The sequence below is a fragment of the Pseudonocardia phyllosphaerae genome (assembly GCF_046546475.1).
GTDB classification, from domain to species: Bacteria; Actinomycetota; Actinomycetes; order Mycobacteriales; family Pseudonocardiaceae; genus Pseudonocardia; species Pseudonocardia phyllosphaerae.
On record NZ_JBKGXS010000011.1, the window covers coordinates 105,109 to 117,238 of the forward strand.

Genomic DNA, 12,130 nt, shown 5'->3' on the forward strand with positions numbered 1-12,130 from the left:
CTGCTCACCTCGGCGCAGCAGCTCCGGGCCGGTCGGCCGGTCCCGGCCCGGTTGAGGACGGCCCGCCGGCGCCGACTCCGGGGCGGTACCCGCTCTGCGCGGGGTGAGCAGAGCCGAGCGACGGCCCGAACCAGGGGTGATGCGTAGAGGTGAGCAGAGCAAAGCGGGCCCGCGCCGCCCCTTGCCCGAGCCCGCCCGGACGTGCTTCCCTACGATTGTCGACAACTCGACAACCGTGGTTCCGGATGCAGGATCCGGAATCCGACGACCGCGCCCCGACACCTCCAGGAGCTGCGAACCCATGGCACAGCTGTCCCCGCTGCTGAAGCAGGCCACCCCGGTCCAGGCCGCCCGCGGTGAGGGTGTGTACCTGTACGACACCGATGACCGCCGGTACCTCGACTTCACCGCAGGCATCGGCGTCACGTCCACCGGGCACTGCCATCCCACGGTGGTGCAGGCCGCGCAGGAGCAGGTCGGGACGCTGATCCACGGTCAGTACACGACCGTCATGCACCAGCCGCTGCTGAAGCTGGCCGACCGGCTCGGTGAGGTCCTGCCCGAGGGCATCGACTCGGTGTTCTTCACCAACTCCGGCTCCGAGGCCGTCGAGGCGTCGGTGCGGCTCGCTCGCCAGGCCACCGGCCGGTCCACGATCGTCGCGTTCGAGGGCGGCTTCCACGGCCGTACGTTCGGCGCCGCTGCGCTGACCACGTCCGGGGCGAAGATCCGCGCCGGGATCGGGCCGATGATGGGCGGCGTCGCGTTCTCGCCGTTCCCGTTCGCCTACCGCTACGGCTGGAGCGAGGAGGAGACCGTCGAGTTCGCGCTGCGCGAGCTGGACCGGGTGCTCGCCAGCTCCGCGCCGGCGTCGGACGTCGCCGCGTTCATCATCGAGCCCGTGCTCGGCGAGGGCGGCTACGTCCCGACCCCCGCCGCGTTCCTGCGCGGCCTGCGCGAGCGCGCCGACAAGCACGGCATCCTGATCATCGCCGACGAGGTCCAGACCGGCTACGGGCGCACCGGCAGGTTCTGGGGCCACCAGCACGCCGAGGGCTTCACCCCGGACATCATCGTGACCGCCAAGGGCCTGGCGTCGGGCTTCCCGCTCTCGGCGATCGCCGCGCCGACCGCGCTGATGGAGAAGGCCTGGCCGGGCTCGCAGGGCGGCACCTACGGCGGCAACGCCGTCGCCTGCGCCGCGGCGCTGGCGACCCTCGACGTCGTCGAGCAGGAGGGCCTGGTCGAGAACGCCCGCGTGCAGGGCGAGCGGCTGCTCGCCGGCGTCCGGGAGTCCGCCGAGAACGTCCCGGCCATCGGCGACGTCCGCGGCCGCGGCCTCATGGTCGGCATCGAGTTCGTCGACGCCGACGGCCGCCCCGACGGCGCCACCGCGGCCAAGGTGCACGCCGCCGCGGCCGCGCAGGGCCTGCTCCTGCTCACCTGCGGCGTCTTCGGCAACATCGTCCGGATGATCCCGCCGCTGGTCGTCACCGCCGACCAGATCGACGAGGGCCTGGCACTCTGGACCAAGGCGCTCAACGACGCCCTGAGCTGACCGGACCCCCGGGGGACCGAGAAAGCACGAGGCCCCGCCCACCGGATCCGGTGGGCGGGGCCTCGTGTGTGTCGTCCGTGCGGGGTGCCGTACGGGGCGGGGTCCGCGGGACCTCAGCGCCCGGCGGGGGAGATGTTCAGGCTCATCCCCGCCAGCCCGCGGGCCCGCACCGACAGCTTCTCCGCGATCGAGTCGAGCGCCTGCGCGGCCGGGGAGTCCGGCTGCCCCAGCACGATCGGGTTCCCGGCGTCGCCGCCCTCGCGCAGCGCCGGCTCCAGCGGCACCTGGCCGAGCAGCGGTACGTGCGCGCCGAGCGAGCGGCTCAGCGACTCCGCGACGGTGCGTCCGCCGCCGGAGCCGAAGATCTCGGCGCGGGTGCCGTCGGGCATCTCCATCCAGGACATGTTCTCGACGACCCCGGCCAGCCGCTGGCGCGTCTGCAGCGAGATCGACCCGGCGCGCTCGGCGACCTCGGCCGCGGCCTGCTGCGGCGTGGTGACGACCAGCAGCTCCGCGTTCGGGATCAGCTGCGCGGTGGAGATCGCGACGTCACCGGTGCCCGGGGGCAGGTCCAGCAGCAGCACGTCGAGGTCGCCCCAGAACACGTCGGACAGGAACTGCTGCAGCGCACGGTGCAGCATCGGCCCGCGCCAGACGACCGGGGTGTTGCCGTCGGTGAACATGCCGATCGAGATGACCTTCACGCCGTGCGCCTGCGGCGGCATGATCATCTCTTCGACCTTGGTGGGCCGGTCGCTCGCGCCGAGCATCCGCGGCACCGAGTGGCCGTAGATGTCGGCGTCGACCACGCCCACCTTCAGCCCGCGCCGGGCGAGTGCCGCGGCCAGGTTCACCGTGACCGAGGACTTGCCGACGCCGCCCTTGCCGGACGCGACGCAGTACACGCGGGTCAGCGAGCCCGGCTGCGCGAACGGGATCACCGGCTCCTCGGAGTCGCCGCGCAGCGACTTGCGCAGCTCGGTGCGCTGCTCGTCGCTCATGACGTCGAGCTCGACCTCGACCCGCTCGACGCCGGGGACCTGCGACACCGCGTCGGTCACGCGCGAGGTGATGGTCTCGCGCATCGGGCAGCCGGCCACGGTCAGGTACACGCCGACCTCGGCGAGCCCGTCGGCGGAGACGGCGACGCTCTTGACCATCCCCAGCTCGGTGATGGGCTTGTGGATCTCGGGGTCCTCGACCTTGCCGAGCGCGGCCCGGACCGCATCCTCGACGGTGCTGGTGCTGCCGGTGACGGACATGGCGTGGAACGACCTCTCTCCCATTCGAGACCTCTCCATGCTACGTGCCGTCGCCGAGTGCGCCCCCGCGCCGCCGCCTCCGGTGACCGGCCGCACCGTCGTCACGGCCGGTCGCGTTCCGTGCGCAACCGGTGTCTCCTAGGATCACTCCGGTGGACGACATCGCCGCCCCTGCAGCCCCGACCGGGTCCGGGCGTCGCCGAGCCGTCCCGACGCCGGCCGAGCTGGCGTCCTGGCGCAGCTTCCTGCGGGCGCACTCGGGCATCACCAAGGCGCTCGAGGTGGAGCTGGAGGTCGAGCAGCGCCTGTCCCTGGCCGCCTACGACGTGCTGGTCCAGCTCTCCGAGGCGCCCGGGCACCGGCTGCGGATGACCGAGCTGGCCGACGCCGTGCTGCTGTCCCGCTCCGGGGTCACCCGCCTGGTCGACCGGCTCGAGCGCGCCGCCCTGGTCACCCGCTCCAAGGTCGCCGACGACGGCCGCGGCGTCAGCGCCGAGCTCACCGTCGCCGGGTACGAGCGGCTGCGGGTCGCCGCCGTCACCCACATGCGTGGCATCCGGGAGCACTTCGCGGACCGGCTCGACGACGCCGATCTCACCGCCCTGGAGCGGATCAGCCGGAAGCTGGTCCCTTGACCCCGCGCTTGCGCGCCTTCTTCCCGTCCTTGCGGCCGTCGGTCGCGGGCTCGGACAGCTCCGTCCCCTCGGTCCCCGGTTCGCCGGTCGAGCGGGAGACGGCCCGCGCAACGGCGTCGTCGAGCCGCTCGCCGAGCCGGTCCAGCTCGCCGCGCAGGTAGTCCCGCGACGCCGTCTCCCCGACGGCCAGGCGCAGCGCGGCCAGCTCCCGGGCCAGGAACTCGGTGTCGGCCTTGGTCCGTTCCGCGCGGCGCCGGTCCTCCTCCAGCGCGATCCGGTCGCGGTCGTCCTGCCGGTTCTGGGCGAGCAGGATCAGTGGTGCGGCGTAGGCGGCCTGGGTGGAGAACGCCAGGTTGAGCAGGATGAACGGGTACGGGTCCCACTGCAGCTGCCAGGAGAGCAGGTTCAGCGCGATCCACACCGTGACGATCACGGTCTGGATCGCGAGGAACCGCCCGGTCCCGAGGAAGCGCGCGATCCGCTCGGAGATACGGGCGAAGCCGTCGGGATCGACCTCGAACCGTCGGCGGGCGACGCGCGGCTGGTCCAGCCGGCGTCCGTAGTGCGGCTCAGGCACCGGAGACCCCCTCCGCGTCGAGAACATCCGGGTCGACCTGGTGGGCCCGCACGGTCGCCGAGTCCCGGTCCCGCCAGCCCGACGGCAGCAGATGATCCAGCACGTCGTCGACGGTGACCGCGCCCAGCAGGTGCTCCTCCGGGTCGACGACCGGGCCCGCGACCAGGTTGTAGGTGGCGAAGTAGCGGGTCACCTCGCCGAGGCCCGCGTCCGGGCCCAGCTGCGCCAGCTCGGTGTCGACCATGCCTGCGACCAGCTCGAACGGCGCCGCACGCAGCAGCTGCTGGGCGTGCACGCAGCCCAGGTAGCGCCCGGTCGGCGTCGCCGTCGGGGGCCGGACGACGAACACCATGCTCGCCAGCGCCGCCGGCACCTCGGGGTTGCGGACCCGGGCGAGGGCCTCGGCGACGGTCGCGTCCGGGCCCAGCGTGATCGGCTCCGGGGTCATCAGGCCGCCCGCGGTGTCCCACTCGTAGCGCAGCAGCCGGCGGACCGGTTCGGACTCGCCGGGCTCCATGAGCTCCAGCAACCGGCCGGCCTCGTCGTCGGACAGCTCGCCGAGCAGGTCGGCGGCGTCGTCGGGGGACATGGCCTCCAGGACGTCGGCGGCGCGGTCCTCGTCGAGGTAGGCCAGCAGCTCGCGCTGGTCGGCCTCGGACAGCTCCTCGAACACGTCGGCGAGGCGCTCGTCGTCGAGGGCGTCGACGACCTGGCGCTGGCGCTCCTCGGGCAGCTTGGACAGCGCGGCGGCGACGTCGGCCGGGCGCATCGCGTCGAACACCGCGAGCAGCCGGTCCGCGCCGCGGGCGGCGGCGACGTCGAGCCCGGAGACGGACTCCCAGCTGTACACCTCGACCCGGGCGCGACGGGCCAGCCGGGTGCGCCGGTGCCGGACGGCGACCTTCGTGATCGCCCAGTCGCGGGTGCGGGTCGGCTCGATCGCGGCGTCGACGACGGTGCCCGTGGCGTCGGACTCCCGCACGGTGACCGGGGAGTCGAGCAGCTCGCCGAGCACCAGGGTCTCGTTGGGCCGCTGGTCGAACGCGCGCAGGTTGACCGACCCGGTGGCCAGGGTCGCCGCGGTCGGCGCGACGTCGGCGACCCGCAGCATCGGCACGAAGATCCGCCGCCGCGACGACAGGTCCACCACCAGCCCCAGCACCCGGGGCGGGGAGCTGTCGACGCGCAACGTGACGACGACGTCGCGCACCTTCCCGATCCGCTCGCCGTCCGGGCCGAAGACGGCCAGGCCGGCCATGCGCGCGACGAACACCCGTGCCGAGGCCATGGTCACGAGCCTAGATGTGCCGGGGGCGCGAGGAGGTGAGAGGAGGTGAGCAGAGGGTTATCGGATGCGCCTAGGCTCGCCGGACGTGAGCGACACCCCGCCCGACGAGCCCACGTCCCCGCGCCCGACGTCCCCGCGCCCTGCGTCCCCGAGCCCAGGGGTCCTGCGGTACGACGTGGTCGACGTCTTCACCGACCGGCCCTACGCGGGCAACCCGCTCGCCGTCGTGCGCGGCGCGGAGTCGCTGTCCACGGCCCGGATGCAGGCGATCGCCCGCGAGTTCAACCTGTCGGAGACCGCGTTCCCGCTGGACCCGACCGGCGACGCCGACTACCGCGTCCGGATCTTCACCCCGGGTGCGGAGCTGCCGTTCGCCGGGCACCCCAGCGTCGGGACGGCGTGGGTGCTGGCCCGCGACGGCGCCATCGGGCCGGGCGACCGGGTCCAGGAGTGCGGCGCCGGGCTGCTCCCGATCGAGGTCGACGGCACCGGCGCCCGGATCGAGGGCGGCGTCCCGCACCTGGGCGGCGACCTCGACGCCGGTGCGCTGGCCGCCGCGGCCGGGCTCGACCCCGACGACGTCGACGGCGCCGCCGCCCCCGGCATCGCCGGCGCCGGCGTGGACTACGCGATCCTGCTGGTGCAGCCCGGTGCGGTGGCCCGCGCCGCCGCGCACCCGGCCGCGCTCGCCACGGCCACCGGCGGCTGCACCGGCCTGTTGGTCGCCGCGGTCGACGCCACCGCCGAGCGGGTGCACGCGCGGATGTTCGGCAACGGCATCGGCGTCGACGAGGACCCGGCGACCGGCTCCGCCGCCGTCGCGCTCGGGGTGTTCCTGGCCGACCGCGGCCTGGTCTCCGACGACGGCGAGCACCACTTCGTCGTCAGCCAGGGCGCGGAGATCGGCCGCCCCTCGACGCTGTACGCGGGCGTGCGGACCGAGGACGGGCGCGTCACCGGGACCTGGGTCGGCGGCTCGGTCGTGGCCGTGGCCAGCGGTTCCCTGACCCCACCTCCCGAACAGGGCTAACTCGCAAGTAACCGGGTCTGACCTCCTGCGGGTGAGAAACCAATCACCTGGGCAGGGCGCGTCGCGCGCGGTCGTGCCAGAGTCACGGATCACGCGATGCCCGTGCCGTCGGTGGCGGCGCGGGCGAGGACGAACTCGACGAGGAGCCCGCCTGTGAGCACCACCCCCGGATCCCGTGTGCAGCGCGCCCGCCGGTCCTGCCTGGCCGTACCCGGTTCGAGCCAGAAGTTCATCGACAAGGCGCGCACGCTGAACTCCGACCAGGTCTTCCTGGACCTCGAGGACGCCTGCGCCCCGCTGGCCAAGCCGGGGGCGCGCACGACGATCGTCGAGGCGCTCAACGAGGGCGGCTGGGGCGAGAAGGCCCGCGTCGTGCGGGTCAACGACTGGACGACCGAGTGGACCTACCGCGACGTCATCGAGGTCGTCGAGGGTGCGGGCGCGAACCTCGACGCGATCATGCTGCCGAAGGTGCAGACGCCGCAGCAGGTCGTGGCGCTGGACCTGCTGGTGACCCAGATCGAGAAGGCCAACGGCCTCGAGGTCGGGAAGATCGGCATCGAGGCGCAGATCGAGAACGCGCTGGGCCTGACCCACGTCAACGAGATCGCGACCGCGTCGCCGCGGATCGAGACGATCATCTTCGGCCCGGCCGACTTCATGGCGTCGATCAACATGAAGTCGCTGGTCGTGGGCGAGCAGCCGACCGGCTACGACGTCGGCGACGCCTACCACTACATCCTCATGTCGATCCTGATGGCGGCCCGCGCGCACGACCTGCAGGCCATCGACGGCCCGTTCCTGCAGATCAAGGACGTCGACGGCTTCAGCCGAATCGCCGGCCGCGCCGCCGCGCTGGGCTTCGACGGCAAGTGGGTGCTGCACCCGGGCCAGATCGACGCCGCCAACGAGACGTTCTCCCCGTCGCAGGAGGACTACGACCACGCCGAGAACATCCTCGACGCCTACGAGTGGTTCACCTCCGAGGCCGGCGGCAAGAAGGGCGCCGCGATGCTCGGCGACGAGATGATCGACGAGGCCAGCCGCAAGATGGCCCTGGTCATCTCCGGCAAGGGCCGCGCGGCGGGCATGTCGCGCAACGACAAGTGGACCCCGCCGGAGGCGTGAGCCGCCGCGGTGCCCCGGCACCGCCGACCCCGTACTGACCAGAGACGCTCAGGAGGAACCACAGATGGCGCGGCTCGCCCGTACCACCGGACTGACCGAGATCCAGGAGGAGATCCTCTCCACGGTCCGCCAGTTCGTGGACAAGGAGATCATTCCGCACGCCACGACGCTGGAGCACGAGGACGCGTACCCGCAGGACATCGTCGACGGGATGAAGGAGATGGGGCTGTTCGGCCTCATGATCCCGGAGGAGTACGGCGGTCTGGGCGAGTCGCTGCTGACCTACGCGCTGGTCGTCGAGGAGATCGCGCGGGGCTGGATGAGCGTCTCCGGCGTGATCAACACGCACTTCATCGTCGCGTACATGCTGCGCCAGCACGGCACCCCGGCGCAGAAGGACCACTACCTGCCGAAGATGGCCACGGGCGAGACCCGCGGATCGTTCTCGATGTCCGAGCCCGACCTCGGCTCCGACGTCGCCGCGATCAAGACGAAGGCCGTCGAGACCGGCGACGACGAGTACACGATCGACGGCTCGAAGATGTGGCTGACCAACGGCGGCACCTCGAACCTGACCGCGGTGCTGGTCAAGACCGACGAGGGTGCGGAGAAGCCGTACCAGAACCTCACCACGTTCCTGGTCGACAAGCCCGCCGGCTACGGCGAGGTCGCACCCGGGCTCATCGTTCCCGGCAAGATCGACAAGATGGGCTACAAGGGGGTCGACACCACCGAGCTCGTCTTCAAGGACTACCGGATCTCCGGTGACCAGATCCTCGGCGGCGAGCGGGGCAAGGGCTTCGCGCACATGATGGACGGCGTCGAGGTCGGCCGGGTCAACGTCGCGGCCCGCGCCTGCGGCATCGCGATCCGCGCCTTCGAGCTCGGTATCGAGTACGCCCAGCAGCGCTCCACCTTCGGCAAGCCGATCGCGCAGCACCAGGCGATCAGCTTCAAGCTCGCCGAGATGGCGACCAAGGTCGAGGCCGCGCACCTGATGATGGTCAACGCCGCCCGCCTGAAGGACCGCGGCGAGCGCAACGACGTCGAGGCCGGCATGGCCAAGATGATCGCCTCGGAGTACTGCAAGGAGGTCACCGAGGACGCGTTCCGCATCCACGGCGGCTACGGCTACTCCAAGGAGTACGAGATCGAGCGGCTCATGCGCGAGGCGCCGTTCCTGCTGATCGGCGAGGGCACCTCGGAGATCCAGAAGACGATCATCTCGCGGGGGCTGCTGAAGGACTACAAGCTGCGCTAGCAGCGCCCTTTGCTCTGCTCACCCACACGATCGGCGGAACGTGCCGGCGCGCTTTGCTCTGCTCACGCACTCGTTCGGCGGCAGGTGAGCAGAGCAGACGGGTGGGTGAGCAGAGCAAAGCGTGCTCACCCGCCCGCCGGTGCGGCCGTGCTCGCCCGGCCGTGGTGTGGCGGCCCTCGCTACGCTCGGCGGGCACTCGCGGAACCCGTCGTTCGTTGCAACGGTGGGCGAACCGGGCGATCCCGGTCGCCGCGAGCAGTGGCACCCCCGCCCGCCGGCGGGGTCGTAGGCGAGGAGAGAGCACGATGACGAACCCGATCGGCGGCCGGCCGGCACCCGGCCTGCCGCAGCTGCCCACCCCGCCGACCGGGTGGCCGGTCGGGTCCTACGCGACGTACGAGGAGGCCCAGCGCGCGGTCGACCACCTCGCCGACTCGGACTTCCCGGTGCGCGACGTGACGATCGTCGGCGTCGACCTCATGCTGGTCGAGCGGATCATCAAGCGGCTGACCTGGGGGAGCGTGCTGGCCTCCGGTGCGGCGTCCGGGGCGTGGTTCGGCCTGTTCGTCGGCCTGCTGCTCAGCCTGTTCCTGCCCGACGGCGGGTTCCTGCAGATCCTGGTCGGCCTGGTCTCCGGCGCGGTCTTCGGGCTCGCGTTCGCCGCGGCCGGCTACAGCGCCAGCAAGGGTCGCCGCGACTTCCAGTCGGCCAGCCAGATGGTCGCCGGCCGCTACGACGTGCTCTGCGAGCCCCGCAACGCCGAGCGGGCCCGCGAGATGCTCGCCCGGCTCGCCATGGGCACCCCCGGCCAGGGCCACTGACCTGTCCTGGCCGCTGCACCGTCGCGTCGTGATCCGCGGCCCGGGCGCGTCGGGGTTCCGGCACGGCGCCGCGCGAGGCAGGATCGCGGTGTGAACGCTGACGGACGGCAGAGCGAGGACATTCGCCCCGCCACCGTGCACCGGGCCTACGGCCGGGTCGCGCAGTTCTTCGACGGCTACGTCCGGACCATCCCCGGCTATCACGCGCACCTGCGGGTGTCGGCGTCGCGGATGGGCCTGTCCGGCGGTGGGCTGCGGCTGCTCGACGTCGGCTGCGGCACCGGCGCCTCCACCGAGGCCCTGCTCACCGCGGCCCCCGGAGCGGAGGTCGTCGCCGCCGACGCGTCCGCGGAGATGCTCGGGATCGCGCGCCGCAAGAACTGGCCGCCGCGGGTGACGTTCGTGCACTCCCGGCTGGAGACCCTCGCCGAGGCCGGGGTGGAGGGTCCGTTCGACGGGATCCTCGCCGCCTACCTGGTGTCCAACCTGCCCGACGCCGAGATCGGCCTGCGCCGGCTGCTCACCCTGCTCAAGCCGGGCGCGCCCATCGCCGTGCACGACTACGCCGTCGGCGGGGCCCGCAGCCGGAGCCGGTGGGCGTCGGCGTCGTGGGGTTACCTGCTGCCGATGGCGTCGCTGCGCTGGCATGCGCCGCTGCTCTCGCGCTACCGCTACCGCAGGGTCCGTTCCGCCGGCGGCGTCGCGACGATGGTGCACCGCATGCAGCGGGCCGGCTTCGTCGACGTCCGGGTGCAGACCATGGGCGGGGTGCAGCAGCACCTGGTGCACACGTTCCTCGGCCGGCGTCCCGACGAGCCGGACGTCGTGGGGGAGCGGGCCCGCTCGCGGGCCCGGGCCGCCGCGGCGGAGGCCGAGTCTCGGGAGGCCGCGGACGGCGTCGGGGTTCCACAGCCCGACGACGTCGGCCCGGACGAGGCGCGCTCCGAGGAGACGTACACCGACGAGGCGCACCCGGGCGACCAGGGCCCGCGCCAGGGACACGGTGGCGCCGCGGACCGGCCGGACGACGACGAGGCGACCCCACCGCAGGGATCCCCCTCGGTCTGAGCGGCCCCGCGGCTCTGCTCACCTGTCGGTCCGAGCGGCTCCGCGGCTCTGCTCACCTACCGCCCGGAGCACGCGGCCCCGGCTCTGCTCACAGCCAGCCGTTCTGCCGGAAGTTGCGGTACAGCAGCCCACAGATCGCGGCGATGACCAGCAGGACCATCGGGTAGCCGAAGTCCCAGTGCAGCTCGGGCATGTTGTCGAAGTTCATGCCGTAGACACCGGCGATCATCGTCGGCACCGAGATCAGGCCGGCGTAGGCGGTGATCTTCCGCATGTCGTTGTTCTGCCGCATGCTGATCTTGGCCAGGACGGCGTCGACCAGCGTGGTCAGGAGCTCGTTGAAGCCGGCGACCTGTTCGGCGACGCCGCCGAGGTGGTCGTCGACGTCGCGGAAGTAGGAGCGCACGTCGTGGGGCACCAGCGAGCTGTACCCCTCCGACAGCTTGCGCATCGGCCCGACCAGCGGCATCACCGCGCGGCGCAGGTCGAGGACCTCGCGCTTCATCACGTAGATCTGCTCGGGGTTCATCATCGAGCGCGGCGAGAACACCTCGGCCTCGACGGCGTCGATGTCGTCCTCGATCTGGCTGCAGACCTCGATGTAGGTGTCGACGACGTGGTCGGCGATCCCGTGCAGCACCGCGGCCGGGCCGAGCGCGAGCTGCTCGGGGTCCTCCTCCAGGCGGCGCCGGACCTCGCGCAGGCCGGAGTAGCGGCCGTGCCGGACGGTGACCACGAAGTCGCGCCCGAGGAACGCCATGACCTCACCGGTCTCGACGATCTCGTTCGTCGTCGTCGGGTCGGCGTGCCCGACGTAGCGGACCGTCTTGAACACCATGAACATGGTGTCGTCGTAACGCTCGAGCTTGGGGCGGTTGTGCGCGTGCACCGCGTCCTCGACGGCCAGCTCGTGCAGGCCGAACGTGTCGGCGACGCCGGAGATCTGCTCGGCGTCGGGCTCGTGCAGGCCGATCCAGACGAAGCCCTCGCCGCGTTCGCGGACCTCGGCGATCGCCTCGTCGTGCAGCCATCGGCCGGGCAGGCGCTCACCGTCGATGTAGACGCCGCAGTCGACGACGTAGGCCGAGAGCGGGACGCGGAGCTTGGGGGCCGGACCCTCGGCGGCGGCGCGCCGCTCGGCACGGCGGCTGCGCACGGTGCTCGGCCGGATGGCCGGGCGGAGCTGGGAGAACGACGGCATCATGGAGGGACCTCCGCGAACGGGCCGGGACGCGCGGTCGCCGTGCGACCGCCGGGCGTGTGCCTCGCCTCCCACGGGAATCAGCCTTCGGACGACGTCCGGGCCATCGGCAGCGGGAGGCGGCACGTACTACTCACCGGTGTCTGAGGTTCAGACGACACCGCACTCACCTCCCTGCTGCCGGTCGTGCCGTTCTCTGTGTCGCACACCCGCGCCGAAACGTGTCGGGATGATCGGGAACTGTGAGATCCCCGACCGCGGACGTGTGAGCCGGACCGCGCCACGCGGCGCGGGCCGCCCG

11 protein-coding genes are annotated in these 12,130 nt (G+C 72.5%); 7 read left to right on the top strand and 4 right to left on the bottom strand.

The window, feature by feature from the left end:
• Nucleotides 1-301: 301 nt before the first annotated feature.
• Nucleotides 302-1,558 (top strand): aspartate aminotransferase family protein, encoded by a 1,257-nt coding sequence (locus tag ACLE50_RS20390; protein WP_410945202.1) that lies wholly within the window; start codon nucleotides 302-304, stop codon nucleotides 1,556-1,558.
• 113 nt (nucleotides 1,559-1,671) lie between these two features.
• Here the strand turns inward: ACLE50_RS20390 and ACLE50_RS20395 are convergent, their stop codons facing one another.
• On the bottom strand, nucleotides 1,672-2,820 hold the full coding sequence (locus tag ACLE50_RS20395) for an Mrp/NBP35 family ATP-binding protein (protein ID WP_410945263.1): 1,149 nt from the start codon (nucleotides 2,818-2,820) through the stop codon (nucleotides 1,672-1,674).
• 161 nt (nucleotides 2,821-2,981) lie between these two features.
• On the opposite strand from ACLE50_RS20395, the gene ACLE50_RS20400 reads away from it, so the two are divergent.
• Nucleotides 2,982-3,455 carry a MarR family winged helix-turn-helix transcriptional regulator gene (locus ACLE50_RS20400; RefSeq protein ID WP_410945264.1) on the top strand — a complete coding sequence of 158 codons (474 nt, stop codon included), beginning with the start codon at nucleotides 2,982-2,984 and terminating at the stop codon, nucleotides 3,453-3,455.
• Here the strand turns inward: ACLE50_RS20400 and ACLE50_RS20405 are convergent.
• The gene (locus tag ACLE50_RS20405) at nucleotides 3,433-4,032 is read right to left on the bottom strand and encodes a DUF1003 domain-containing protein (RefSeq protein ID WP_410945203.1); all 600 of its coding nucleotides are present in this window, start codon (nucleotides 4,030-4,032) and stop codon (nucleotides 3,433-3,435) included. The genes ACLE50_RS20400 and ACLE50_RS20405 overlap by 23 nt on opposite strands.
• Nucleotides 4,025-5,320, bottom strand: coding sequence for a magnesium transporter MgtE N-terminal domain-containing protein (locus ACLE50_RS20410; RefSeq protein ID WP_410945204.1), 1,296 nt, complete (start codon nucleotides 5,318-5,320; stop codon nucleotides 4,025-4,027). The genes ACLE50_RS20405 and ACLE50_RS20410 overlap by 8 nt, the downstream gene beginning before the upstream one ends.
• An 85-nt stretch (nucleotides 5,321-5,405) precedes the next feature.
• Between ACLE50_RS20410 and ACLE50_RS20415 the strand changes: the two genes are divergently transcribed.
• The 5 genes from ACLE50_RS20415 (at nucleotide 5,406) to ACLE50_RS20435 (ending at nucleotide 10,628) form a co-directional block, all read left to right on the top strand.
• Nucleotides 5,406-6,350 carry a PhzF family phenazine biosynthesis protein gene (locus ACLE50_RS20415; protein WP_410945205.1) on the top strand — a complete coding sequence of 315 codons (945 nt, stop codon included), beginning with the start codon at nucleotides 5,406-5,408 and terminating at the stop codon, nucleotides 6,348-6,350.
• 153 nt (nucleotides 6,351-6,503) lie between these two features.
• Entirely contained in the window at nucleotides 6,504-7,478 is a 975-nt protein-coding gene (locus tag ACLE50_RS20420) for an HpcH/HpaI aldolase/citrate lyase family protein (protein WP_410945206.1), read from the top strand.
• A gap of 64 nt (nucleotides 7,479-7,542) precedes the next feature.
• A complete protein-coding gene (locus ACLE50_RS20425) occupies nucleotides 7,543-8,739 on the top strand; it encodes an acyl-CoA dehydrogenase family protein (RefSeq protein ID WP_410945207.1) in 1,197 nt (398 codons plus the stop codon).
• Between the two features lie 305 nt (nucleotides 8,740-9,044).
• On the top strand, nucleotides 9,045-9,560 hold the full coding sequence (locus ACLE50_RS20430; RefSeq protein ID WP_410945208.1) for a general stress protein: 516 nt from the start codon (nucleotides 9,045-9,047) through the stop codon (nucleotides 9,558-9,560).
• 90 nt (nucleotides 9,561-9,650) lie between these two features.
• Nucleotides 9,651-10,628 carry a class I SAM-dependent methyltransferase gene (locus tag ACLE50_RS20435; RefSeq protein ID WP_410945209.1) on the top strand — a complete coding sequence of 326 codons (978 nt, stop codon included), beginning with the start codon at nucleotides 9,651-9,653 and terminating at the stop codon, nucleotides 10,626-10,628.
• Between the two features lie 88 nt (nucleotides 10,629-10,716).
• Here the strand turns inward: ACLE50_RS20435 and corA are convergent, their stop codons facing one another.
• The gene (gene corA / locus ACLE50_RS20440; RefSeq protein ID WP_410945210.1) at nucleotides 10,717-11,832 is read right to left on the bottom strand and encodes a magnesium/cobalt transporter CorA; all 1,116 of its coding nucleotides are present in this window, start codon (nucleotides 11,830-11,832) and stop codon (nucleotides 10,717-10,719) included.
• Nucleotides 11,833-12,130 lie beyond the last annotated feature (298 nt).